Origin of the sequence: Paraburkholderia sp. ZP32-5 (genome assembly GCF_021390495.1) — a bacterium.
Classification (GTDB): Bacteria; Pseudomonadota; Gammaproteobacteria; order Burkholderiales; family Burkholderiaceae; genus Paraburkholderia.
On record NZ_JAJEJP010000003.1, the window covers coordinates 574,802 to 601,017 of the forward strand.

Consider the following 26,216-nt stretch of genomic DNA (forward strand, 5'->3'; position numbering starts at 1 on the left):
AAAGGTTCGAACATGGCTTTCACAGGTGGTCAAATGCTCGCGGCATCGCTGATCGAGCAGAACGTCGATACGCTTTTCATGATTCCGGGTGTGCAGCTCGATTGGGCCGTCGACGCGTTGCGCGAGCGGCAGGATCAGATTTCGCTGGTGGTGCCGCGCCATGAGCAGGCCACCACGTATATGGCCGATGGCTACTATCGCGCGAGCGGCAAGCCCGGTGTCGCGATGGTCGTGCCGGGTCCCGGCGTGCTGAACGCTGGAGCAGGGTTGGCTACCGCTTATGCGGCCAATTCGAAAGTCGTGCTGCTGTCGGGCAACGTGCACTCGCATGGCATTGGCGCGGGCTACGGTCTGCTGCATGAAATCAAGGATCAAACCGGGCTGATCGCCGGCCTGACGAAATGGAATGCGCGCGCCGACGATCCGGCGCAGATCGGCCCGGCGATTGCCGCGGCGTTCGCGCAAATGAATGCGGGCAGACCGCGTCCGGTCGGTATCGAGGTCTCGCACGACGTGCTCGAAGCACGCGTCGGCGAAGCGGGCTCCGATACGTCGGCATGGCGCGACGCGATGCATCCGGCCGCGCTGCCGCCGCTCGACATGGAAGTGATCGGCCGCATCGCGCGCGCAATCGACGAAGCCCGCTTGCCGGCGCTGTACGTCGGTGGCGGCGTGCTGTCCGCGAATGCGAGCGAAGCGCTGGCGCGGCTCGCGCACAAGGCCGGTATCCCGGTGGTGCTGAGCGACAACGGTCTGGGCGCGCTGTCGGATCGCGATCCGCTCGCGATGAATACGCTCGCCGGCCGCGCGGTGTTCGAACACGCGGACGTGGTGATCGTGGTCGGCAGCCGCTTCATGAATGCGCTGCATCCGTCGCCGTCGTGGAGCGCGGCGGGTACGCGCTTCATCCATATCAACATCGATGCGGACGATTTGCGCGCGCCGCGCCGCGCGGCGATCGCGCTGCAGGCCGATGCAGCCGTCGCGCTCGACGCGCTCGCCGACGCGGTCAAGCCGCGTGAAGCGCTGACCCAGGCGGAAGCGCGCGGTCTCAAGGAATGGGCGCAGGCGCAGATCGACCGCGTCACGCCGCAGATCGACTACATCCGCGCGATGCGCGCGGCGCTGCCGGAAGACGGCGTGTTCGTCAACGAACTGACGCAAGTCGGCTATCTGTCGCGCGTAGCGTTCCCGGTCTATTCGCCGCGCACCTACATCGGCCCGGGCTATCAGGGCACGCTCGGCTACGGCTTTCCGACTGCGCTTGGCGCGGCGGTTGGCGCGGGCGGCCGTCGCGTGCTGTCGATTACCGGCGACGGCGGCTTCGGCTGGAACCTGCAGGAACTGGCCACGGCGCGCAGGTACAACCTGCCCGTTACGCTGGTGGTGTTCAACGACGGTCACTTCGGCAATGTGCGCGCGATCCAGAAGCGCGTGTTCGGTCCGGAGAAGCAGGTCGCGGTCGAGCTGCAGAACCCGGATTTCCTGACGCTCGCGAAGGCCTTCGGCGTGCCGGGCGTGCGTGCGAACAACGCGGCCGAATTGCAGGCGGCGATTACCGAATCGCTCGGCGAAAACGGTCCGGTGCTGATCGAAGCACCGGTCGGCGAAATGCCGAGCCCGTGGCATCTGATGCGTTTGCAACCGATGCCGGGCGTCAAGGTGCCGGACGCGGGCCCGCATCCGCTGTCGTCGCGCGCGGGGCTGTGAGCGAATTGCGAACCAGTGGCGTCGCTATGACGACAATACGGAGAACCCGAACATGAATGCCAACGACATCGCGCGGCTCGTGGTCGACAGGACGGATGAAGGCGTCTTCACCGTCGATCGCGCGATCTTTCGCGATCCCGAGATTTTCGAACTCGAGATGCGCTATATCTTCGAGCGCGGCTGGGTGTTTCTCGGCCTCGCGTCGCAGGCGGCGCAGCCGAACGACTATTTCACCACCTGGATCGGCCGCCAGCCGGTGATCGTGATGCGCAGCGCCGACGGCGAACTCGGCGCGTTCATGAACACCTGCCGCCATCGCGGCGCCACCGTCTGCCAGAAACGCCAGGGCAACGCGCGCTATCACGTGTGCCCGTATCACGGCTGGTCGTATGACAGCGGCGGCAAGTCGAAGACGATCAAGGATCTGCAAAGCGGCTGCTATAGCGAAGCGTTTCACGAGGAGAATCACGATCTCGTGCCGGTGCCGCGCTTCGAGCTGTATCGCGGCTTCCTGTTCGGTTGCCTCGATGCGGACGTGCAGCCGCTCGACGAGCATCTGAACGGCACGCGCTTCTTCCTCGATCTGATCGTCGATCAGAGTCCCGATGGCGTCGAAGCGGTGCCGGGATTTTCGACCTATACGTTTCGCGGCAACTGGAAGCTGCAGATGGAAAACGGGCTCGACGCGTATCACCTGACGTCGACGCATCCGAGTTTCATGAAGCTGGTCGAGCGGCGCAATTCGAGCGAATCGCGTTATCAACTGAAGTCGGTCGATTTCGCGAGCTTCACCGAACGCGGCGGCTTCACGTTCGAGAACGGGCATGCGGCATTGTTCACGCCGAATCCGAATCCACAGATTCGCCCGCTCTATGCGTCGATCGACGAGTTGCGCGAACGCGTCGGCGAAGACCGCGCCGCGTGGATGCTGACCACGCGCAATCTCGTGCTGTTTCCGAATGTGCAGATGGCGGAGAACGCATCGCTGCAACTACGCGTGCTGCGTCCGCTTGCGCCGGATCTGACCGAGATGACGATCTACTGTCTGGCGCCGGTCGGCGAATCGGATGAGGCGCGCAACTTCCGTCTGCGCCAGTTCGAGGACTTTTTCAACAGCACCGGCATGGCGACGCCCGACGACACGACCTGCTACGAAGATTGCCAGAGCGGCTATCAGGCGACCAACGTGCAATGGCAGCAGGGCTACTCGCGTGGGATGACGTCGGTGCAGCCCGGTACCAACGAGATCGGCGAACGCATCGGTATCAAGGCGCGCACGAGTCAGATGGGAGAGGTCAAGGTGCAGGACGAGACACTGTTCCATGCGGGCTATCGCGCATGGCTGGCGATGATGCAGGCCGGCTTTGCCAGCGAACGCGCGAATCAGGTGAATCAGGTGGCCGCGCAACCCGTGAAGCTGCACCAGGAGGTGTCGTGACTCACGCGCTTCTACCGGACATCACACAATTTCTCTATGCCGAGGCACTGGCTCTCGACGAACGCCGCTGGGACGACTGGCTCGCGCTGTACACCGAGGACTGCGAGTACTGGGTCCCCGCGTGGAAATCGGAAGACGAACAAACCAGCAATCCGCGGCGCGAACTATCGCTGATCTACTACGCGCAGCGCGCGGGTCTCGAAGACCGCGTATGGCGCGTGAAATCGGGGCGTTCCGTTGCGAGCGCGGTGTTGCCGCGTACCCAGCATCTGATCTCGAATCCGCGCATCGTCGAAGTGGACGATCGCGATGATCGCGGCGTCCAGTCGGTGCAGGTCGCATGCGAATGGACCACGAATCAGTATCAGCCCAAAGACCACACGGTTCAGATGTTCTTTGGCCGCTACCGGCAAACCCTGGTGCGTGACGGCGATACGTGGCGTATTGCGCAAAAACGCATCGTGCTGTTGAACGACTATCTTCCGGCGAAGATCGACTTCTACAGTCTCTAACTGAATGCGCCACGTATTCGCCGTGCGTGGCGCTCGCGGAGCACACTCATGTCGTCACCCGTATCACGCAAGGTGGAGCAGCAACTCACGATCGCCGAGAACGGGCTCAAATGGCCGGAGCCGCCGGTGTTCGCCGACAAGGAAGACGAACGCCGCGATCGCAAGATCCGGCTCGCGGCCTGCTACCGGATTTTCTCGATGCACGGCTTCGATGCCGGCATTGCCGGCCATATCTCGTGCCGCGATCCGATTCTCACCGATCATCTGTGGGTCAATCCGCTCGGTGTGCATTTCAGCCGTATCAAGGTCTCCGATCTGGTGCTGGTCGATCACGCCGGCCGTATTGTCGACGGCAAGCATCCGATCAATGCCGCCGCTTTCGCGATTCATTCGCGCATTCATCAGGCTCGTCCCGACGTGGTCGCGGCCGCGCATTCGCACTCGCGCTATTGCACGACGTTTGCATCGCTCGGCGAACTGATTCCGCCGATCACGCAGGAAGCGGTTGGTTTTTACAACTCGCATTCGCTGTTCGGCAATTACAACGGCATTGCCGCGGACGTCTCCGAGGGCGAACTGATCGCCGAGGCGCTGGGCCCCAACAAGGCGGTGATCTGCCAGCATCATGGCGTGTTCACGGTCGGCGCGACGCTGGAAGAAGCCGTGTCGTGGTATCTGCGAGCCGAGCGTGCGTGCGAACAGGTGCTGCTCGCGCGCGCGGCCGGCACGCCGAAACAGATTCCGCCGGAGATGGCCGCCTATACGGTCAAGCAGGTCGGCTCGCCGCGCGCGGGCTGGTTCGGTTTGCAGCCGTTGCTGGACAAGGTGCTCGCCGAGCAGCCCGATCTGTTCGAATGATCGTGACGGGTTACGCACGCGGGCCGCATCCCAACAGACCCTGCGAGGGGCAATGAAGATCTGTGTATTCGGCGCCGGTGCGATCGGCGGTTTGATCGCCGCGCGACTTGCCGCCAGCGGCACGCCGGTATCGGTGGTGGCGCGCGGCGCGCATCTGCAGGCGATTCAGCGGCGTGGCCTGATCTGGCGCGAACGCGACAGCGAGCGCATCGTGCGCGTCGAAGCAGCCGCCGACGGCAAGTCGCTCGGCACGCAGGACTATGTGATCGTGTCGCTGAAGAGCAATGCATTCGCGGCGGCATGGCCTGCGCTCGAACCGTTGATCGGCGAGCAGACGGTAATCGTGCCGGCGATGAACGGCGTGCCATGGTGGTTCTTTCATCGCTTCGGCGGCAAGCTCGCCGGCATGACACTCGACGACGTCGATCCGCACGCGCGATTAGCTACGCACATCGATGTCGCGCGCGTGCTCGGCTGCGTGATCTATCTGAGCGCGCGCGTGCCGGAGCCCGGCGTGGTCGAGCATATGGGCCGCGAAGATATCGAACTCGGTGAACCGGACGGCAGCATGTCGGCGCGCGCCGAGCGGTTGCGCGCGTGTCTTGCGTCCGCGGGTTTTACCTGCCGCGCGACTGCCGATATCCGCAGCGCGATCTGGAACAAGCTGATCGGCAATGCCGGATTGAATCCGGTGGCCGCGTTGACGCACGCGACGCTCGATCGGATTCTCGACGACCACGGCGTGCGCACGCTGCTCCTCACCGCGATGGATGAAGTGATCGCGGTGGGTAACTCGCTCGGCCTGAAAATCCGACAGACGGCATCCGAGCGGCTGGAAATGGGCCGTTCGCTCGGTGCCGTTGAAGTGTCGATGTTGCAGGACATCAAACAGGGTAGGCCGCTGGAATACGAAGCGCTGTGCGCGGCAGTCGTGCAGATCGGCGAACGCGCCGGCATACCGGTGCCGACGCTGCGCGCGCTCACCGCGTTGATACGGCTGCGCGCGCGGCAACTCAGTTAGGCACTGAGTTAGCCACTGAGTTAGCAACCCGCTCAGGCGAGCCGGTAGCGTCCTTCTTCGTCGCGCGTGATGCCTTGCGCGGCTTCGTTGTCTTCCAGCCAGCGCACGATTTCCCGGCCATCGGTCGAGCCGCTTGCGGCCATCAGGTCGGCGAACAGTTTCGGACCGGCCTGCAACGCGGCGTCGAGCGAGTCGAAGCGGGGCGCGTCGAAAGTCGGCGGCGCAGGGACGCGGTGCTCGAACGAGCGCGTCGCGCCAGGTGCCAGCAGCGGCAAGGTCAGATCGAAGCCAGCCTTCGCGGTCGTGGTTGCGCCGTTCAGCGACGGGTCGAGCGGCATCGCGCGCATGCCCGGCTGAATCACCAGATCGCGATCGGCCTGGAAGCGGGTGGCAAGCGCCCAGTCGATCTGCGCATCGGAAAAAATATCGATGTCCGGATCGACGACGAACACGTGCTTCAGGTTCGCCTGCGACGCGAACACCGCGGCGATCGCGTTGCGCGCTTCGCCCGGCACGCGCTGCTGGATCGCGATGCGCACGTTGAAGGTGCCGCCGCAACCGGGTGTCACATACACGCCGCGCACATCGCGCACCGCGGTTTCGAGCCCGCGCCATACCATCACTTCGGTGCGCAGCGCACACAGTTGGCCCGTATCCGTTTGCGCCATCGACGGTCCGCTGATCGTCGCGGTCTGGAACAGCGCATTGCGGCGATGCGTGATGGCGGTCAGATGGAACATCGGATTGCGCTTCACGCCGCCGTAATAACCGAGGAATTCGCCATACGGGCCTTCCGGTTCGACATGACCGCGTTCGTCCAGATAGCCTTCGAGAATGAACTGCGCGTCGGCGGGCACACGCAGATCGTTGGTCACGCACTTGACCACGCCCATCGGCTCGCCGCGCAATGCGGCCGCGAGCGCCAGCTCGTCGTTCGGCAAACGCAAGGTGGCGGCTAGCTGATCGATCGGATGCGAACCGATTGCGAATGCGACCGGCGTGCGCTCGCCGCGTTTTGCATTGGCCAGATAGATTGCGCGCAGATCGGACGGCGCGACCAGATCGACGCCGGCCCGACGACGTCCGCGCAGCATCAGCCGGCGCATGCCGACATTGTTCCAGCCGGTTTGCGGATCGACTGCGTAGTCGATCGACGCCGAAATATACGGCGCGCCGTCGAGCCCATGTTGCAGATGCACGGGCAACGCGGTCAGATCGCAGGCATCGCCTTCGAGCACGACCTGCTGCACCGGTGCGGCCTCGCGCGACACTTCGACGAGTTTGCCCGGCTTGCGCAGACGTGTGACGATTTCGCCGAGCAACTGGTCGCGCGTGGTGCCGAACGCATGCGCGAGCCGTTCGCGGCTTGCCGCGACGTTGCCGCACAGAGCGGTGGATTCTCCGCCCGGCCGCTCGAATACCACGGCTTTAGGATTACCTTCCAGCATGCTTGCAATTTGCGACAGCGGGGTATCGCCGCTGTGCCGTTCGACGTGTGTTTCGTCAAGCGAATCGATGAAGCGGCGCAAGTCGAAACGTTCGAGATCGGGAAGCTCGGAAGCTGCGGCGCGATCGTGGTGCGGTGCGGTCAAGAGATGTCTCCTGCGTGAACGGTGTGCTCGTAGCCCGAACCAGCGGGGCTGCATTGCCTGTGCCGTTGTTGGGGTGTTGTTATCGGGGTTAGCGGGGCTATTGGGGTTATTGCGGAATGAGGCTGTAAATGAAGAGGTATTTGTGTTGCGCGGGAAAAGTATAGTCAATCGAATACCGCGTGCCAATGCACATTGTGCAAATGAAATGAAGTGATTTGCTGACGACGTGTGAATCGACAACATAACTTTATTGCTGCATTCGAAATTTTCGTTTTTTTACTGTGGAGCACTCCAGTAGAGTCATCTGAATCGGGCGATTCTGGAGACATCGATCGCCGTGCGAACCGGTAAATCGGACAATGAAAATACTTATCGCAGGCGCAGGACTCGGCGGGCTGACCGCCGCATTGGCACTCTTCGAGCGCGGTTTCGACGTGACGATTCTCGAACAGGCATCCGTGCTCGGAGAGATCGGCGCGGGCGTACAACTCAGCGCGAATGCGACCCGGGTGCTGTACCACGTCGGTGTCGGCGAGCGCGTCGAACCGCTCGCATGCGAACCGCTCGGCAAGAACGTGCGCTTGTGGAGCACTGGCCAGACCTGGCCGCTGTTCGATCTCGGCGCTCATTCGCGGCAACAGTACGGCTTTCCCTATTTCACGCTGCATCGCGCGGATCTGCATCAGGCGCTCGTCGATGGCGTGCGCGCGGTCAAGCCGGATGCGATCCAACTCGGTGAGCGGGTCGTCGAACTGCAGCAGACCGACAATGGCGTGATCGTGCACACAGCACGCGGCGGGCGCTACGAAGCCGATGTCGTGATCGGCGCCGACGGTGTGCATTCGGCGGTGCGCGCCAAGTTCTTCGGGCCGGACCAGCCGCGCTATTCCGGCATCATGGCGTGGCGCGGTGTGATCGACGCAACCCGGCTGCCTGAGCATCTGCGCACGCCTTACGGAGTCAACTGGGTTGGTCCGGGCGCGCATGTGATTCACTATCCGCTGCGCGCGGGGCGTTTGGTGAACTTCGTCGGTGTCGTCGAGCGTGACGGGTGGATGGTGGAATCGTGGTCCGAGCGTGGCGAACGCGAGGACTGTCTGCGCGATTTCAAAGGCTGGCACGACGACGTTCAAGCGCTGATCAACGCGATCGAAATACCCTACAAATGGGCACTGATGGTGCGCGAGCCGATGCAGCGCTGGGTCGATGGGCGAGTCGCATTGCTCGGCGATGCATGTCACCCGACCTTGCCGTTTCTCGCGCAAGGCGCGTGCATGGCGATCGAAGACGCGTATGTGCTGGCCCGCTGCCTGTCGCAGCACGCAGCGCATCCCGATACCGCGCTGGCTCGTTATGAGTCGTTGCGCACCGAGCGCACCGCACGCGTGGTTCATGGTTCGGCCGCCAACGCCAAGCGCTTTCACAATCCCGAACTCGCGCATGCGGCGGGAGCAGCGGCTTATGTCGAGCGCGAGTGGACCACCGAGAAAATCCACCAACGCTACGACTGGCTATTCGAATACGACGCGAACAGCGTCGCGGTCGAATAAAAGGCACGTGCGATGTACGCGACGCGCTATGTCCGCCCCGCCTCGCTCGACGAAGCAGTGAGCGTGCTTGCAGCGAACGACGAAGCGCGTCCGCTGTCCGGCGGCATGACACTGGTGCCGACGCTGAAGCAACGCCTCGCCGCGCCGACGCATCTGATCGATCTGACACGTATCGATGCATTGCGCGGCATCGTCAGCGAGCCGCCGATGCTGCGCATCGGTGCGGCCACCACGCATGCGCAGGTCGCGGCGTCGCCGGTCGTCGCGGCGGCGATTCCGGCGCTCGCCAAACTGGCTGGCCTGATTGCCGATCCACAGGTGCGCAATCGCGGCACGCTCGGCGGCTCGGTGGCCAATGACGATCCCGCCGCCGACTATCCATCGGCGGTCCTCGCATTGAATGCGGTGGTGGTCACGACACAGCGGCACATTCCCGCCGACGAGTTCTTTATCGACACGTTCGTGACCGCGCTCGAACCCACCGAGCTGATTACGGCGATCGAGTTTCAGACGCCGCTCTGGGCCAACTACGAAAAGTTGCGGCATCCCGCTTCCGGCTATGCGGTGGTCGGCGTGTTTATCGCCCGTCACGAGTCGCACGTGCGCGTCGCGGTGACCGGCGCCGGCGCTTCGGTGTTTCGCTGGCAAGAAGCAGAGCAGGCCCTGCAGCACGATTTTTCGAGCGACGCGCTCGACACGCTCGCGCCCGATCCGCGCGATTTGCCGGATGACGCTCATGCGTCCGCGCGATACCGCGCGCATCTGGTTGCGACGTACGCACGCCACGCGCAGCGCGCGTATGTCGAGTAGGCACGCACGTAAGCACGCACGATTTCGATTTTCAGGCGTCGCTTCGCGCGGCGAGGAGAGATAGATGGAATTCAGCGGAACGCATCTGATCGCCGCATCGCGGGAGCAGGTCTGGCAATGCCTGAACGACGGGGCGATTCTGAAGGCGTGCGTACCCGGCTGCGAATCGTTCGAGAGCGTCGGCGAAGACCGTTTCGACGCGGTGGTGGTCGCCGCGGTGGGTCCGGTGAAGGCGCGCTTCAAAGGCAACCTGGTGTTGTCGGATCGCGATGCGCCCAATAGCTATCGGATCACGGGCCAGGGCGAAGGCGGCGTGGCCGGGTTCGGCAAGATGACCGCCGACGTGACGCTCTCCGCCGCTGAAGACGGCGGCACATCGCTGCATTTCGTCGCTCAGGCCCAGGTCGGCGGCAAGCTCGCGCAGATTGGCGCGCGGCTCGTGACCGGCGTGGCGAACAAGATGGCCGCGGAGTTTTTCACGCGCTTCACGGCCGCTGTTTCCGGCACGGTTTCCGGCGCCGTTCCAGAAATACCCGCGCAATGAAGCAGGCACGCAGATGATCGACGTCGAACTTCGGGTCAACGGTCAGCAGGTACGCGAGAGCGTGCCCGACGAGACGCTGCTGGTCGAATTCCTGCGCGAAACGCTCGGGCTGACCGGCACGCATGTCGGCTGCGATACGACTCAGTGCGGTGCGTGCACCGTGCGCCTCGATGGTCTCGCGGTCAAATCCTGCACAGTGCTCGCCGCGCAGGCGAGCGGCGGCGAGGTGAAGACGGTCGAAGGGCTCGCCCGAGGCGACAAGTTGCATCCAGTGCAGAAGGCATTCGTTCAATGTCATGGGCTTCAGTGCGGCTTTTGCACGCCCGGCATGATCATGGCGATCGACTTCTATCTGCGCGAGCCAGCGCCGCTCGATCGCGACAGCATCTGTCATGGGCTCGAAGGCAATATTTGCCGATGTACGGGCTATATCAACATCATCGAGGCGGTGCGTCACGCGTCACACGAGCTGTATCCCGATGATGATGGCACCGTCAGGGAAGCGCAGCCGTGAGCCGCGCGCCGCTAATCGGACAGCCGTTGCCGCGCCTGGAGGACCAGCGCTTCGTGACGGGACGTGGCCGCTATACCGACGATATCCGTGTCGACGGCCAGGTGTATGCGGCGTTTCTGCGTTCGCCGCACGCGCATGCGACGCTCGTGTCGATCGATACCGACGCGGCCCGCCGCGCACCCGGCGTGATCGCGGTGCTGACCGGCGCCGATTATCTGCAAGCGGGTTACCAAGGCATCAATCATGTGCCGAACCCGGCCGATGCGATCGAACATGCGCGTCCGGCGTTCCTGCAGTCGAGCACCGGCGAGGTGCTCAATATCGGACATCTGCCGCTGCCGATCGACAAGGTGCGCTACGTCGGCGAAGCGGTCGCGATGGTGATCGCGCGCACGAAGCTCGAAGCGCGCAACGCGGCAGAGCTGATCGAAGTCGATTACGACGCGCTCGACGCGGTGGTCGACGCGATCGATGCAATGCAGCCGGACGCACCGTCACTATGGAAGGAAGCACCGGGCAATCTGTGCTTTCAGACGCAGATCGGCGATCGCGACGAAGCGCGCCGCAGGCTCGCGGATGCACACCTGGTGCTCACTCGCGAGTTTCGCCATAGCCGCGTCGTCAATTGCCAGATGGAGCCGCGTGCCGCGCTCGGCGACTATGACGAGGCGAGCGGCACGTACACGCTGATCTCCGGAAGCCAGGGCGCGGTGCGTCTGAAGATGGCGCTCGCGCAGGCGCTGCAGGTGGCGCCGCAACAAGTCCGGGTGGTTTGCCCCGATACCGGCGGCGGCTTCGGCCCGCGTACCTTTCTCTACGTGGAGCAACTGGCGGTGGTGTGGGCCGCGCGCGCGGTCGGCCGGCCGGTCAAATGGACCGGCGACCGTAGCGAAGCGTTTCTCTCTGACTATCAGGGGCGCGACGCGATCATTCGCGCTTCGATCGGCTTCGATCGCGAAGGCCGGATTCTCGCCATCGACAACGAATGGTTCGGCAATGTCGGTGCGCATACGGTGTCGTATGTGCCGATGTCGAACGGCACGCGCGTGATGACCACCGTGTATCACGTGCCGGTGGCCGCCGTGCATGTGAGCGCGGTGTTGACCAATACGGTGCCGACGGTGCCGTATCGCGGTGCGGGCCGGCCGGAAGCGACGCACGTGATGGAGCGCATGCTGGACCTCGCCGCGCAGGCGCTCGGGCTGGACCGTATCGAGATTCGCCGCCGCAATCTGATCGCGCACGATGCGTTGCCGTATCGCACCGTGATGGGGCTCACGTATGACAGCGGCCGGTTTCTCGACAACATGATGCGGGCCGTCGAGGTATCCGGCTGGCACGACTTCGAAACGCGCCGGCGTGAAGCGCGCTCGCGCGGCAAGCTGCGCGGTATCGGCCTCGCCAACTATGTCGAGTCGCCGGTGGGCGCGCCGCGCGAGCGGATCGAGATCACGGTGTTGCCCGATGGCATCGTCGATATCGTGTCGGGTACGCAGTCGACCGGGCAAGGCCACGAAACGACGTTCGCGCAGGTTGTGTCTACTTGCCTCGGGGTATCGCCTGGCGCGATCCGTCTGCGTACCGGTGATACGGCTTTCGTCGCCGTGGGCGGCGGCAGTCATTCCGATCGCACGATGCGGCTCGGCGGCATGCTGCTGGTCGACTGCTGCACGCAGATTATCGGACTCGCGCGCGAGGCCGCCGCGCAACGGTTCGATTGCGATCCCGCTTCGCTGCAATTCGTCGACGGTGCATTCAGCACGAACGAGGCTGGCGGTACGCGTCGCGTCACGCTATTCGACCTCGCGCGAGCGCTGACCGATAACGCGGTGCCGGCTTGCGCGCAACTCGATGACAAGCTGTCGGCGTCGTCTGATGAAACACCCGCGCCTCTCTTTGCACGGGCCGAATTCACCGGCCGCATTCCCGCGCATCCAACCGGTTCGGCGGTGTGCGAAATCGAAGTCGATCCCGACACGGGCGCGACCACGGTCGTGAACTACACATCGATCGACGATGTCGGCCAGCCGATCAATCCGCTGATCGTCGAGGGCCAAGTGCACGGCGGGCTCGCGCAAGGGCTCGGCCAGGCGCTGTCGGAGACCTGCTACGTCGACCGCGAAACCGGTCAGCTGATGACCGGTTCGTTCATGGACTACGGCGTGATGCGCGCCGCGGGTATGCCGCCGTTGCAGCTCGAGCTGACGGAAGACCCGACCACCGGCAATCCGTTGCGGGTGAAGGGCGGTGGAGAAAGCGGCATTACGCCGGCGACCGCCACGGTTTTCAATGCACTGGTTGATGCGCTCGATGATTTCGATGCAGCGGGCGCGGTGGATCGGCACCGCGCGGAGCTGGCGATGCCGGCGACACCGCGCGTGATCTGGGAATACCTGCATAGCGAGGAACAGCACGATGACGCAGTCTGATGCCGTAGTGATCGAACGTACCGGCGATGTGCTGGATATCGTGCTGAACCGTCCGGACCAACGCAATGTGCTCAGCGCGGCGATGAGCGACACGATCATCGAGGCGCTTGCCGGGCTCGACGAATCGACAAAATTGGTGCGGCTGCGCAGCCGTGGCGCCGACTTTTGCGCGGGCCGCGAGTCGCCGATGCCGGCCGCGGATGCGCAGCCGTCTGCCGAAACGTTGCGCCGGGTCGTCGCGGCGCCGCCGCTTGCGCTATACGACGCGCTGAAGGCCACGCCCGTTCCGGTGCTGGGCGTGGTGCGCGGCCAGGCGCTCGGCGTGGGTTGCGCGCTCGCCGGCGTGTGCGACGTGACGCTCGCGGCTGCCGATGCGACGTTCCAGATTCCCGAGATGGAGCGCGATATTCCGCCGGCACTGGTGATGTCCGCGCTGCTCGCGCGCGTACCGTACAAAACGCTCGCCTATATGGTGCTGAGCCGCATTCGGATCGACGCGCGGGACGCGCTGCAAGCCGGACTCGTGAGCGCGGTGGTGCCCGCCGATGAACTGGATGCGCAAGCGGATCAGCTTACCGAGGTACTGGCAAAAAACAGCGCGGTGACGCTGCGGGCGATCAAGCAGTTCCTGCAACTCGCGCCTCAAATGCCGGACGCGGCGGTCAGCGGCTTTGCCCAGCATCTGTTGGCCACCGCATTGTCGACACGTTTTCAAAAATAACCAGGCGCTGCCCGGCGGACGAATGGGCAGTCAATAGAGCGAATAGAGCATTCACGCGTACGTCATTACTTTTTGATGACGGCGCACGCGCGTGGCTGCTTGATAAAGATTTACCCGAATATGAAGGCGATTAGCGCGCGAGCGCGATTGCGACGACTACATGGCAATTGCGCGGCAATTGCACGAACACCCGATGCTGCGAGCCGGCCAGCACGTTTTGTCACTTCGTAGAGCGGATGGATTCATAAAGTACCTTCATGCAGACATATGCGCAATTCGTTTGTGTGTGCAAATTTAGCGCTCTAGAGTGCAGTGGTACATGAATAGAACATGAACGGGCCTGGTCGGCGGCAATGAACCGCGGGGCTGACAGGCCACGCGTGACGGCCCACAAGACAATTCATCGCACCCGAAAACGCGACGCGTGAACGCGCGGCACGTGTCGGCCGCCGCGCGCGGACATTACCGAAGAAAGCAATTCGTCTCGATCAAAAGCAATACGTCAACAAGAAGAGGAGGGGAATAGATGAAGTTCGGAACAAATAAGTTACGCATTACCGGCATGCTCGCAATGGGAATGGTAGCTGGTGCGGCCCATGCGCAGTCATCCGTCACGCTATATGGTGTCGCGGACGCCGCTCTGCGTTATCTGACGGGGGCGAATAAGAACGACGATTCGCAATTCTCTCTGGCCAACGGTGCGATTTCGCAAAGCCGCTGGGGTTTGCGCGGAAGAGAAGATCTGGGCGGCGGTATGTACGCACAGTTCAAGTTGGAGTCAGGGTTTAACCTGCCCAACGGCGCGTCGTCTTCGTCGGGCGTGTTGTTCAACCGGTATGCGTCGGTCGGTATCGGCAGCACGACCTACGGTTTGTTGTCGTTCGGCCAGCAGAACAACCCGACCTACGAGTTCCTGATCGATGGCTGGGACCCGTTGACGGTCGGCAACTATCTGCAAAACGAGTGGGTACCGGTCGCGTTCTCGAATACGCTGCATGGCGGCAACAATATGGCCATGTACACGTATACGCGCGGTCAGTTGATCGCTCGCGCGGCGTATAGCTTCGGCGGCGTTGCAGGTTCGTTCAGTACCGGCTCGCTACGCAGCGTCGCATTCGCGTATGGTCCGGCGCCGTTCGGTATCCAGGCGGGTTACGTGCAGTCGGAGAATGCATCGAACCTGCGGCAGACCAGCTACAACGTGCAATTGCGCTATCAGTACACCGGCGCCGAATTCTTCCTCGGCTACTACAACAGCAACGACCAGACCGGCAGCGTCGAGGCGTTCCTGACCGGCAGCGCACCGTCGCCTTCGACGAGCAATCCGCGTAAGGACAATGCGATGGTGCTCGGCGCGACGTACGCGGCGACGCCGAAAATCAAGTTCAGCTTCGCGGGCTATTACGACTGGGCGTCCAACGTGCTCGGGAAACCGGGCGATGCGGGCGACGGCCGGCGTTACACGCTGGTGGGTCTCGCTGAATACTATTTCTCGAACCGGACCTCGGTGTACGCGACGGTCGATTACAACCGCATGAGTGGTGCGACGCGAATCGAAGCGCCGAACGGCACCGATCAATTGGGTGTCGCGCTCGGTCTGCGCACGCGCTTCTGATTGTGCCTGGTAGTCGCGCTTTGTGTGTGTTTTGACGTTGTGTTTCGCGCGCCGCCGTCGTTTGATCCAGCCGTTTCGACGGTATGACGGATCAGCGATGTCGGCGCGCGAACGCAAAGCGAGTGGAACAGGAGAGTACATTGCTCATATACTCCCGTTGTTTCAATCGTGTCCAAGGATTGGTTTTCAGTGACGAAACGTGTTCTCATCATCGGCGCGGGCCATGCCGCCGCACAGATTTGCGGCAGCCTCGTCGAAGCAAGGCAAGGCGGTTTTGCGGCTGACATCACGATAGTCGGTGCCGAAACCGCGATTCCCTATCATCGTCCGCCGTTATCGAAGGCGTTTTTACAAACGCCTGACGCGCGGATCTCGTCTATCCGTCCCGCTGCTTTCTATACCGACCACGCTATCGCGCTGCATCTGGGCGATGCGGCGACGTCGCTCGACCGGCAGGCCCGGCGTGTCACGCTGGCTTCGGGACGCACGCTCGATTACGACGAGTTGATTCTCGCGACCGGTTCGCGGCCGCGACGCCTTGCCGGCGTCAGCGCCGACGCGAAGGGCGTGTACTACCTGCGCGATGCGAATAACGCGGAGGCGTTGCGTACGCATCTGAGTGAAGCCAGGCGGCTTGTCGTGATCGGTGGTGGCTTTATCGGCCTCGAAGTCGCGGCGACGGCAAATGCGCTCGCCAAGCAGGTCGTTGTGCTGGAATACGCGCCGCATCTTCTGATGCGCGCACTATCGCCCGAAATGGCGGGCTTCCTGTTGCGGCAGCATCGCGCGAATGGGATCGACATCCGGCTCGGCGCGCGCGTCGAGCAGATCGAATCGGACGCCGACGGCAACGTAACGGCGGTGCGGGAATCGGACGGCACCGTGCACGAGGCCGATATGGTGTTGATCGGCATTGGCGGCGAGCCTGAGACCACGCTGGCCGAGCAGGCGGGCCTTGCGTGCGACAACGGTATCGTTGTCGATGCATGCATGCGCACCAGCGATCCGCACATCCTGGCCGTCGGCGATTGCACGTCGTTTCCGCTCGCCGGCACCGAGCGGCGCGTGCGGCTCGAAGCCGTGCAGAACGCCTCCGACCAGGCGCGCTGCGCGGTCGCCACGCTGATCGGCAAACCGCAGCCTTATGATGCGACGCCGTGGTTCTGGTCCGAACAGGGTGGGTTGCGAATTCAGATCGCCGGTCTGATCCATCCGGAAGCGCAGCGCTTTGTGCGCGGCGACGAAACCAGCGGGAAGTGGTCGTTGCTGCACTACGTGAACGATGAACTGATCGCGGTCGAGACGGTGAATGTGCCCATCGACCATCTGGCCGCGCGGCAACTCGTCAATCGCGGGCTCGAACTATTGCCGGAAAAGCTCTGCGATGCCAGTGTTCCGTTAAAGTCATGGATTCCGGCGGCGGGGCCGGCCAACTGATTCAGCACCCTGATCGCGCCGCCTGGCGCGATCAGGGCACGCAGCGACATCACCCGCTCATCACCCGTGCACGCTGCCTGAGACAGACAACGATAAAAAACATCCGCGAGACACCATGAATACGCTCAAACAAGACGCCAGATTCATCGTTGCCACGACCATCGGCAACGCGATGGAGTGGTACGACTTCATCGCCTTCGGCTTTCTGCTGGCGATCATCGCGCATCACTTCTTCCCGTCCGGCAATGCAACGACACCGTATCTGATGGCCGCCGCCACGTTCGGCGTGTCGTTCGTCGCGCGTCCGCTCGGCGGCATTCTGCTGGGCATTTACGCGGACCGGGCCGGGCGTAAGCCGGCGTTGATCCTGGTGCTGGGGATGATGACGGTGGCCACCGCGATCGTCGGGCTGTCGCCCGATTACGCGAGCATCGGCGTCGCCGCATCGTTGCTGCTGGTGTTTGCGCGCATTCTGCAAGGGATCTCCGCGGGCGGCGAGTTCGGCAGCGCGACCGCGATGCTGTTCGAGCAGGCGCCGCCCAACCGCGCCGGACTGTACGGCAGCTTCCAGATGTTCACGCAGGCCGTGGCCGGGTTTCTCGCCTCGGTGGCCGGCTTCGCGGTGACACGCTATCTGAGCGCCGAACAACTCGATGCATGGGGATGGCGGCTGCCGATCCTGGCTGGCTTGCTGATCGGCCCGGTCGGCTGGTATCTGCGGCACGGTCTCGAAGAGCCCGCGGCATTCAGGGCCGTACGGGAGCGCGCGCGACGCGAGCCGTTGGGCAGCACATTGCGGCAATACTGGAAGCCCCTGTTGATCGCCGGCGGGCTGGTCGGCGGTATCACCGTGCTGCAATTCACTCTGGCCGTGTTCATGCCGGCCTATGGCGTGCAATATCTGAAGCTGTCGCCAAGTCTGCCGTTTCTCGCCATCGTGATCGCCGGGCCGGTACGCATGATCATGTGCGTCGTGTGTGGCGCGCTGTCGGACCGTTTCGGCCGCACCAACGTGATGACCGCGGGTTATCTGTCGATTCTCGTGTGCACGTATCCGCTGTTCGCGTGGGTCGTGCATGCGCCGAGTTTCGAACGTCTGCTGTCGGCCGAGATCGTTTTCAGCATCCTGTCCGCCGCTTGTCTTGGGCCGATCTCGACCGCGTTGGCCGAGATCTTTCCGACCGCGATTCGCGCGACGGCCATGTCCATTACCTATAACGTCAGCTCGACGATTTTCGGCGGCTTCACGCCGTTCATGCTGACCTGGCTGATCCATTCGATGAACGATCTGCTGGCGCCCGCTTACTACGTGATAGCCGGCTCGCTGCTCGGGCTCGCCGCGTCGCTGTTGCTGGCGCGCTCGACGTTCACGGGGGTGGTCGCCGGTTCCGGAAGCACATCATGAGCACTATGCAAAGCGATCGTCCCCGCAGCTTTTTCGAAAAGGTCTGGGACGATCACGTGATCGCCGACCTCGGCGACAACACGTATCTGCTGCAGGTCGATCGCCTGTTCCTGCACGAAGTGTCGGGCGGCGTCGCGCTGCGCGAGTTGCAGCAGCAGGGGCGCGGCGTGGCCAGCCCCGAGCAGGTCTATACCGTCAACGATCACGTCGTCAGCATCCGCCCCGAGCGCAAGCCGGGCGAAGGCCGCAATGCGGTGGCGACGGCGATGATCGGCGAGACGCTCGACGCGTCGCGGCGCTTCGGCCTCACCACCTTTCCGATCGGCGATCCACGCCAGGGCATTGTGCATGTGATCTCGCCCGAACTGGGGCTCGCGCTGCCCGGCGTCACGCTGGTGTGCGCCGATAGCCATACCTGTACCGTGGGCGGCGTGGGTTCGCTCGGTTGGGGCATTGGTTCGAGCGAAGGCGTGCATGTATTGGCGACCCAGACGCTGCGGCAGGTGAAGCCGCGCACGATGCGCATTCTGTTCGAAGGCGAGCTGGCGCCGGGCGTCTATGCGAAGGATCTCGCGCTGCATCTGGTCGGCCGCCTGGGCGCGAACGGCGGTATCGGCTATGCGGTGGAGTTCGCCGGCTCGACGATTCGTTCGATGCCGGTCGAAGGTCGCTTCACGCTGTGCAATATGGCGACCGAGTTTTCCGCGCGCTATGCGTTCGTCGCGCCGGACGAGCTGACCTACGCGTATCTGGCCGGACGCGAATTCGCGCCGCGGGGCGAGGCGTGGGACGACGCGCTGCGTTACTGGCGAACCTTGCCGGGCGACCCCGGCGCGAGCTTCGACGTCGAGTTCGAGATCGACGTGTCGACGATCGCGCCGCAGGTCACGTGGGGCACGAGTCCGCAGCAGGTCGCCGCGATCGATGCGCAAGTGCCCGGTGCCGAGCAGTTCGACGACCCCGGCGCGCGCCAGTTGCTGGAGCGCGCGCTCGACTATCAGCGTCTGCGTCCGGGCACGCGGCTCGATAGCATCCCGATCGACGTCGCCTATATCGGCTCGTGCACGAATGCGCGGCTGTCCGATTTGCAGGCTGCCGCGGAAGTGCTCGCGGGGCACAAGGTGGCGCCCGGCGTGCTGGCGATCTGCGTGCCGGGCTCGACGCCGGTCAAGCGCGCCGCCGAGGCGCTGGGCCTCGATCAGGTATTCCGCGACGCGGGCTTCGAATGGCTGGAATCGGGCTGCGCGATGTGCGCGACCGGCGGCGCGGACCGCCTCGCCGACAAGCGCGTGATCAGCACGACCAACCGCAATTTCGAGGGACGCCAGGGGCCGCGCACGCGCACGCATCTGGCGAGTCCGGCTACGGTGGCAGCGTCGGCGCTGGCTGGCCATATCGCCGATGCGCGCCGGCGCTGATCAATCTCGGTCTCTACATAGAAAGACTTATGGAATCGTTCGACAGGCTTAGCGCGGGCGCAGTGCCGCTGATGCGCATCAATATCGACACCGACCAGATCATTCCCACCCGCTTTCTGTTGCGCACCACGACGGCCGGGCTCGGCGAAGCGTTGTTCGCGGATTGGCGGCTGCTTGCAGACGGCACGCCGAACCCGGAGTTCATTCTGAATCGCGCGCCGTGGAGCGACGCGCGGATCATGCTGGCGGAGCGCAATTTCGGCTGCGGGTCGTCGCGTGAAGAGGCGCCGCGCGCGCTGCGTCAAGCCGGTTTTCGCGCGGTCATCGCACCGAGCTTCGGCGAAATTTTCTTTGGCAATTGCTTTCGCAACGGTTTGCTGCCGGTGCGGCTCGAAGTCGATGCGCTTCAGTTGATCGTCGCGCAGGTCGAAGCGTCGGGTGGGCAGGCCGAGGTCTGTGTCGATCTGGTCAGCGAGCAGGTGACGGCGCCTGGCGGCGAGACGTTTGCGTTCAGCACGCCCGCGCTGTTGCGGCAGATGCTGCTCGAAGGGCTTGATGAAATCGATCTGACATTGGGGCTCGCGGAGCGGATCGAGGCGTTTCGTGAAAGCGATGCGCGGCGTCGGCCTTGGGCTTATGTGGGGAAGGTGGGGGGGTAGGTATTTCGTGTGCTCAGTGTCATCAACTGAATCGCCCCTCGACATGGCGCCCCCGCGCCATACGCCGAAGTTCACACACGTGAACTTGATTCCATCGATTCGCGACGCCACCATCACCGGCCCATTCGCGTAGCGCGCGAGCACGACGGCCATTGGCGCCGTCGTCGCGGGCAAGAGTCCGATGAAGCAACACCGCATCGGATGTTGCAATTCCCCAACAGCCTGATCCCGATAGCCGAGCCGCTTGACACCTGAGCGCGTAGCCGACCCGCAGCAATACCCCGCCGCAGCCTCCACGCACCGCCCGCAGGCCACCGAAGCGTCGCCCGCCAAATCGCCAATTCCCCCCGATTTTGTAAAACCGTCCACGTAGCCATTCGACAGCGGCGCCCGTCACATCGAATGTTTCAATTGTTCGCAACGCGCATTGCTGGGCTTATTAATCTTCGACCTGTCCTGCACAAATCGAACAGAAAGCAACCGCATACACGCTGAGCGTTCTCGAGATCGGCGTAGGACATCGGGCGACGACATGGATGTAACGGAAGTCGCAGACCTCATCTTCCTCCTGATTCATTGAGACCTATGATTTCGAAAACCAAACTGATTTCCGCCGCGATCCTGACGAGCGCCGCGATGACCTCCCAATTCGCCTTCGCCGCCGACGGTACGATCACGATTAACGGCCAGGTGACCGCGCAGACCTGCACGATCAACGGCAACGGCAGCGGCTCGAACAACTTCACGGTGACGCTGCTGCCCGTGTCGACGAGCGCTTTGGCTGCCGCCGGTCAAAGGGCATTCCGTAAGGAATTCGACGTTGCGCTGACGGCGTGCACACCCGCTTCGGGCAACGTGCACACCTATTTCGAACCTGGCCCGACGGTCGACACGGCAACCGGCAACCTGATCGTCGCGGCCGGCGGCGCGACGAACGTCGAACTCGGCATCGAGAACAACGCTGACGACTCGCCGATCGTACTCGGTGCCGCTGACGCGTCGCAGAATTCGAAGGCCGTGGCGATCGCCGCGGACGGAACGGCGACGCTGAAGTACAACGCGGTGTACGTCGCCACCGGTGCGGCAACCGCCGGCGTGGCGAATTCGAGCGTCATGTACACGCTGATCTATCAGTAATCCCACCTGAGCGCGAGGCGGGCGGATCGATATCCGCCTCGCCTTGCACGTGCATTCGATATTGTTTCAAGGCTCCCATGATGGTCTGGAAAGCATTCGGAATCGCAGTGGCCGCGGCGTGCGCTGCGTGGCTGGCCTGTTCCCCCGTGTCCGCGGAGGCTTCGGTGGTTATCGGCGCGACGCGTGTGATCTACAACGCCGGCGAGCCTGAAGTCACATTGAAGCTGTCGAACGAAGGCCGCTCGCCCGCGCTCGCGCAGTCGTGGGTCGATGCGGGTGACGCGCATGGTGCGCCGTCGAATATCAGCGTGCCGTTCACCGTGACGCCGCCGATCTCGCGTATCGATCCGTCGCGCTCGCAGACCTTGCGCATCGTTTATACCGGCGAGCCGCTGCCGAAGGATCGCGAGTCGGTATTCTGGCTCGACGTGCTCGAAGTGCCGCCGAAACCCGGCGCCGACGGGGGCGATGCGAACCATCTGCAACTCGCGTTCCGCTCGCGAATCAAGCTGTTTTTCCGGCCCGATCATCTGCAAGGCACGCCCGAGGCAGCGCCGGCTCAACTGACGTGGCGTGTGACGCGAACCGGCCAGCAGTCCGCCATCGAGGTGCGCAACCCGACCGCGTTTCATGTATCGATGACGGAAATCAGCGTGCACGCGGCCGGCAAGACCGCGATCTTCGACGACGGCGGCATGGTCGGCCCTGGAGAAACGGCCACGTTTCCTCTGAAGGGCGAAGTCGCCGATGCACCCGATGCGAAGGTTCAATACCTGTGGCTGAACGACTACGGTGGCTCGGTCAGCGGTGAAGCCACCTTGGGATCCGCCACCGCGTCCGCATCGAAATGATGCGCGGCTGACAGCGGTTTCCTCGTGGGACGCGCATCCGCGCGCTTCCCTCTCAAATCCCTGACGCAAGACCCGTGATGCCCGTTCTGGGCAGAGCGTCGGCTTGCTCACGTTCTGGCTGCCTATCGTGATTCAACGCACTTTCTTATTGCCGTTGGCCGTGCAGGCGCGTCTGCGTCCGTGCTGCATGCTCGCACTCGTGTGTTTTGCGTCGGCTGCCTCCGCGGCGGGAACGACGGGAGAAACGCAGGTAGCGGAGGTCCAGTTCAACGACCTGTTCCTGCAGCGTCCGGGCGGCACGCACATCGACGTGAGCCGCTTCGGCAAGGGCAACCAGGCGGCGCCGGGCACGTATCGCGCCGATCTGTATGTGAACACGAACTGGCTCGGCCGCTCCGAGATCACGCTGAAGCAGGTGGGCAGCAACCCGAACGACGTGCGGCCGTGTTTCGATCGCGAGTTGGTGGAACACATCGGCGTGGATCTCGCGAAGCTGTCGCCGGAGGCAACGGCGAAGCTGACGGGCGCGGCCAACGCCTGCGTCACGCTCGACGCGCTGGTGCCCGATGCGAGCGCAACGTTCGACAACAGCGAGCAGCGGCTCGACATCAGCGTGCCGCAGGCGTCGCTGAGCCGCGACGCGCGCGGTTACGTCGATCCGCGCTATTGGGACAATGGCGTGCCGGCCGCGCTGCTGCAGTACAACGCGAACGTCTATCGCGCCGACAGCGAAGGCTCGTCGTCGACGCAGGCCTTCGTCGGCTTGACGGCGGGCCTGAACTTCGGCCCGTGGCGGTTCCGGCACAACGGCAACCTGACGTACGACACGCATGGCGGCACGCACTATCAGAGCGTGCAGACCAACCTGCAGCGCTCGATTGCGAAGCTGAAGAGCCAGCTCGTGATCGGCGATGCGTTCACCGACGGCACGATGTTCGACAGCGTCGGTTTTCGCGGCGTGCAGCTCTCGAGCGACGAGCGCATGTATCCGGAGTCGCAGCGCGGCTACGCGCCGACGATCCGCGGCATCGCGCGCAGCAATTCGCTGGTGCAGGTGCGCCAGAACGGCAACATCATCTATACGGCCAACGTCGCGACCGGTCCGTTCGAGATCAACGATCTCTATCCGACCGGTTACGGCGGTGACCTGAACGTCACCGTGACGGCCGCTGACGGCAGCGTGGAAACGTTCAGCGTGCCGTATGCATCGGCGGTGAATTCGCTGCGGCCCGGCGTTACGCATTACAGCGTGACCGCGGGCGAATATCGCAATCCGCTGATATCAGGCAAGCCGGTGCTGTTCCAGTCGACGGTCCAGCATGGCTTCACGAATCTGATTACCGGCTATGGCGGCATCACTGCCGCGCAGGGCTATCTGGCCGGCGTGATCGGCGCGGCGCTGAATACCGAAGTTGGCGCATTCAGCCTCGACGTCACGCAGGCGAACACCGATCTGCCGGGACAGGCGTCGCGCCACGGCCAGAGTGTGAAGCTCGGCTACAGCAAGCTGATCAGCCCGACCAACACCAATATCGCGGTGGCCGCGTATCGCTATTCGAGCAGCGGCTATCTGGGCCTGCAGGATGCGATGCAATTGCGCGCGCCGAATAGCGGCGGCCCGAACGCGTTGCTGTCGGGCGGTATCCGGCGCGGGCAGTTTCAGGTCACGTTGAATCAGGGGCTGCCGCAGGGCTATGGCTCGTTCTATCTGTCGGGATCGACGGTCAACTACTGGAATCGCGGCGGCAGCGATACGCAGTTTCAGGCCGGCTACAACAACAACTTCCGGCGCATCAATTACGGCGTGTCGGTGTCGCGCCAGTTCGATCTGACGCAAAGCCGCTGGGATAACCGGATCATGCTGAACGTGTCGATTCCGCTGAACCTCGGCGAGCACGCGCTTTATTCGTCGACGAGCGTACAGCGCGATTCGACCGGCTCGACGTCGATCCAGCAGTCGTTGAGCGGCTCGCTCGGCGTCGACAATGCACTGAGCTATGGCGTCAACGTCGGCTATGCAAGCAACGGTGGTGCGAACTCGACGACCAATATCGGCGGCAACCTGTCGTATCTGTCGCCGTACGCGACGGTCACAGCGAACGCATCGAAGGGCACCGGCTTCACGCAATACGGCGGCGGTATCTCGGGAGGCATGGTCGCCTACGGCGGCGGTGTCGTGTTGACGCCGACGATGGGCGACACACTGGCGATCGTCGAGGCGAAGGGCGCGGGCGGCGCGCGCGTGACGGCCGGCAGCGGCCTGCGTATCGATCCGTTCGGCCATGCGCTCGTGTCGAGCCTGCAGCCGTTCTCGACCAACGAGATCGAGATCGATCCGAAGGGCCTGCCGATGAGCGTCGAGCTGAACTCGTCCGCGCAGCACGTCGCGCCGACGGCCGGCGCGGTGGTGCGCGTCAAGTTCGAAACCGAAGGCGGCGGCCGCGCGGTGATCATGCGCGTGCGCGACGGCAACGGCGAGCCGGTGCCGTTCGGCGCGTCGGTGACGAATGCCGCCGGACAGAATGTGGGGACCGTCGCGCAGGAAGGCCGCATCGTGCTGCGCGGTGTGAAGACCGATACGGGCACGCTCAACGTGAGTTGGGGCGACACGGCGGCGGAGCGTTGCACGCTGTCGTACACGCTGCCGGCGGCGGCGCGCGATGACAAGCAGGCCTGGACTAGCGCGGAGGCGGTATGCGGGAAGTGATCAACGGTTATCGCGCGGGTGTGCCATGCGTGGCACCGGCCGAGGCCGCCGTCGGAACGAAACACGATACGGGAATACCGATGAGGCTGATGAGATTCATGCGCCGCTGCGCCGCGAGCCGGCTCCCGGCGTGGTTCATGGTGCTGATCGTGTGCGGGCTCGGCTTTGGCTCGCATGCCGCCCACGCGCAGAGTGCAAGTTGCAGTCCAGTCGGCACGCAGACCGTTCCGGTCCCTATGGATGCGGCGATCACGGTGTCGCGCGACGCACCGATCGGCACAGTGCTGACCAGTTGGGCGAACACAGCTCTGAATACGTACTACAACTGCCAGGTTTCAGGATCCGTATTCACGGGTACCGCTTTCAGTGCGGCGTCGACGTTAACGAAGACCAGCCTGACCGTTGTTAATCCTTCGCACGGTACTTTGACGGTCTGGAATACGACAACGCCCGGTATCGGCATTGCGGTCGTCGTCAATCCATTGGTCAATGGCTGCAGCAATAAATCATGGGATGACCTGGGTGGTATAAACGGCTTCTTCCCAAATTCCCCTTGGGTTGGGACTGCGTGCAATCAGAACGGTTCTGCGGTCGCCAATGGCGGTCTGGCGCAGGTGGCGCTTGTGAAGACTGGTCCGATCACGGCTGGCATCTTCCCCGGGGGCACGCTGTTCCAAGCCTCCGGAGTGTGGCAGACAAGCTCCGGTTCAAACTATACGTTCTCGTCAACCACCGCCCAGAAACTGTTTTCGTTGTCACCGACGACCATTTCCGTCTCAGCATGCACAACACCGAACGTGACCGTCGACCTGGGTTCACACCAGCAGTCGGAATTCACGGGCATCGGTTCGGCGACGAAGATCCCGAAGAGTTTCAACGTCGCGGTTAACGCGTGTCCGGCCGGACTCACGACAATCCAGTACGAGTTCGATCCGATCAACACGGTGCTCGATTCGACCAACGGCGTACTCGCGTTGTCGAGCGATTCGACCGCCACCGGCATCGGCATCCAACTGAAAGACGGCAGCGGCGCCGCGCTCAAATACAACGCGAAATACACGCTATCGAGCTACAACAAGGCAACAGGCGGCTCGTACACGATTCCATTGACGGCGGCTTACTACCAGACCGCGGCGAGTGTGACGCCCGGCAGCGCGAATGTGGTGCTGAACTTCCTGATGAACTATCAGTAGACCTGTCTCGTCGTCGCAGCTATAGCGCGCGTGCTTTTTTGCTGATGCGAGCCGTTATCGCAACAACGCCCTTTGACGTTACAGGCATGACCGGC

General features: G+C 63.5%; 21 protein-coding genes. 20 read left to right on the plus strand and 1 reads right to left on the minus strand.

What is annotated here, in order from left to right:
• Window positions 1-12 precede the first annotated feature (12 nt).
• The 5 genes from L0U82_RS35065 to L0U82_RS35085 are packed head-to-tail and all read left to right on the plus strand — an operon-like array spanning window position 13 to window position 5,539.
• Window positions 13-1,710, plus strand: coding sequence for a thiamine pyrophosphate-dependent enzyme (locus tag L0U82_RS35065; RefSeq protein WP_233838224.1), 1,698 nt, complete (start codon window positions 13-15; stop codon window positions 1,708-1,710).
• Window positions 1,711-1,762: 52 nt separating this feature from the next.
• Complete coding sequence (locus tag L0U82_RS35070; protein WP_233838225.1) at window positions 1,763-3,148, plus strand: aromatic ring-hydroxylating oxygenase subunit alpha; 1,386 nt, start codon at window positions 1,763-1,765, stop codon at window positions 3,146-3,148.
• On the plus strand, window positions 3,145-3,660 hold the full coding sequence (locus tag L0U82_RS35075; protein ID WP_233838226.1) for an aromatic-ring-hydroxylating dioxygenase subunit beta: 516 nt from the start codon (window positions 3,145-3,147) through the stop codon (window positions 3,658-3,660). Before L0U82_RS35070 ends, L0U82_RS35075 begins: the two co-directional genes overlap by 4 nt.
• A gap of 48 nt (window positions 3,661-3,708) precedes the next feature.
• Entirely contained in the window at window positions 3,709-4,518 is an 810-nt protein-coding gene (locus L0U82_RS35080; protein WP_233838227.1) for a class II aldolase/adducin family protein, read from the plus strand.
• Between the two features lie 52 nt (window positions 4,519-4,570).
• Entirely contained in the window at window positions 4,571-5,539 is a 969-nt protein-coding gene (locus L0U82_RS35085; RefSeq protein ID WP_233838228.1) for a ketopantoate reductase family protein, read from the plus strand.
• A gap of 32 nt (window positions 5,540-5,571) precedes the next feature.
• On the opposite strand, the gene L0U82_RS35090 is transcribed toward L0U82_RS35085, so the two are convergent.
• Complete coding sequence (locus L0U82_RS35090) at window positions 5,572-7,131, minus strand: UbiD family decarboxylase (RefSeq protein ID WP_233838229.1); 1,560 nt, start codon at window positions 7,129-7,131, stop codon at window positions 5,572-5,574.
• A gap of 359 nt (window positions 7,132-7,490) precedes the next feature.
• Between L0U82_RS35090 and L0U82_RS35095 the strand changes: the two genes are divergently transcribed.
• The 15 genes from L0U82_RS35095 (at window position 7,491) to L0U82_RS35165 (ending at window position 26,121) form a co-directional block, all read left to right on the plus strand.
• Entirely contained in the window at window positions 7,491-8,681 is a 1,191-nt protein-coding gene (locus L0U82_RS35095) for an FAD-dependent monooxygenase (RefSeq protein WP_233838230.1), read from the plus strand.
• A gap of 12 nt (window positions 8,682-8,693) precedes the next feature.
• Window positions 8,694-9,491: an FAD binding domain-containing protein gene (locus L0U82_RS35100; RefSeq protein WP_233838231.1), complete on the plus strand. Its 798-nt coding sequence runs from the start codon at window positions 8,694-8,696 to the stop codon at window positions 9,489-9,491.
• 64 nt (window positions 9,492-9,555) lie between these two features.
• Complete coding sequence (locus L0U82_RS35105; RefSeq protein ID WP_233838232.1) at window positions 9,556-10,035, plus strand: SRPBCC family protein; 480 nt, start codon at window positions 9,556-9,558, stop codon at window positions 10,033-10,035.
• A gap of 13 nt (window positions 10,036-10,048) precedes the next feature.
• Window positions 10,049-10,549: a (2Fe-2S)-binding protein gene (locus tag L0U82_RS35110; RefSeq protein ID WP_233838233.1), complete on the plus strand. Its 501-nt coding sequence runs from the start codon at window positions 10,049-10,051 to the stop codon at window positions 10,547-10,549.
• Window positions 10,546-12,978: a xanthine dehydrogenase family protein molybdopterin-binding subunit gene (locus L0U82_RS35115; protein WP_233838234.1), complete on the plus strand. Its 2,433-nt coding sequence runs from the start codon at window positions 10,546-10,548 to the stop codon at window positions 12,976-12,978. The genes L0U82_RS35110 and L0U82_RS35115 overlap by 4 nt, the downstream gene beginning before the upstream one ends.
• On the plus strand, window positions 12,965-13,699 hold the full coding sequence (locus L0U82_RS35120; protein ID WP_233838236.1) for an enoyl-CoA hydratase/isomerase family protein: 735 nt from the start codon (window positions 12,965-12,967) through the stop codon (window positions 13,697-13,699). The genes L0U82_RS35115 and L0U82_RS35120 overlap by 14 nt, the downstream gene beginning before the upstream one ends.
• A 526-nt stretch (window positions 13,700-14,225) precedes the next feature.
• Window positions 14,226-15,314 carry a porin gene (locus L0U82_RS35125; RefSeq protein WP_233838238.1) on the plus strand — a complete coding sequence of 363 codons (1,089 nt, stop codon included), beginning with the start codon at window positions 14,226-14,228 and terminating at the stop codon, window positions 15,312-15,314.
• Window positions 15,315-15,503: 189 nt separating this feature from the next.
• The gene (locus L0U82_RS35130) at window positions 15,504-16,751 is read left to right on the plus strand and encodes an NAD(P)/FAD-dependent oxidoreductase (RefSeq protein WP_233838240.1); all 1,248 of its coding nucleotides are present in this window, start codon (window positions 15,504-15,506) and stop codon (window positions 16,749-16,751) included.
• Window positions 16,752-16,866: 115 nt separating this feature from the next.
• On the plus strand, window positions 16,867-18,156 hold the full coding sequence (locus L0U82_RS35135; RefSeq protein WP_233838242.1) for an MFS transporter: 1,290 nt from the start codon (window positions 16,867-16,869) through the stop codon (window positions 18,154-18,156).
• Complete coding sequence (locus tag L0U82_RS35140; RefSeq protein ID WP_233838244.1) at window positions 18,153-19,574, plus strand: 3-isopropylmalate dehydratase large subunit; 1,422 nt, start codon at window positions 18,153-18,155, stop codon at window positions 19,572-19,574. The genes L0U82_RS35135 and L0U82_RS35140 overlap by 4 nt, the downstream gene beginning before the upstream one ends.
• A 29-nt stretch (window positions 19,575-19,603) precedes the next feature.
• Window positions 19,604-20,233 (plus strand): 3-isopropylmalate dehydratase small subunit, encoded by a 630-nt coding sequence (gene leuD / locus L0U82_RS35145; protein WP_233838245.1) that lies wholly within the window; start codon window positions 19,604-19,606, stop codon window positions 20,231-20,233.
• 585 nt (window positions 20,234-20,818) lie between these two features.
• Window positions 20,819-21,370 (plus strand): fimbrial protein, encoded by a 552-nt coding sequence (locus L0U82_RS35150; protein WP_233838249.1) that lies wholly within the window; start codon window positions 20,819-20,821, stop codon window positions 21,368-21,370.
• 164 nt (window positions 21,371-21,534) lie between these two features.
• Window positions 21,535-22,221, plus strand: coding sequence for a fimbria/pilus periplasmic chaperone (locus tag L0U82_RS35155; protein WP_326489789.1), 687 nt, complete (start codon window positions 21,535-21,537; stop codon window positions 22,219-22,221).
• 187 nt (window positions 22,222-22,408) lie between these two features.
• Window positions 22,409-24,928 (plus strand): fimbria/pilus outer membrane usher protein, encoded by a 2,520-nt coding sequence (locus L0U82_RS35160; RefSeq protein WP_233839336.1) that lies wholly within the window; start codon window positions 22,409-22,411, stop codon window positions 24,926-24,928.
• A complete protein-coding gene (locus L0U82_RS35165; protein WP_233838251.1) occupies window positions 24,916-26,121 on the plus strand; it encodes a fimbrial protein in 1,206 nt (401 codons plus the stop codon). Before L0U82_RS35160 ends, L0U82_RS35165 begins: the two co-directional genes overlap by 13 nt.
• Window positions 26,122-26,216 lie beyond the last annotated feature (95 nt).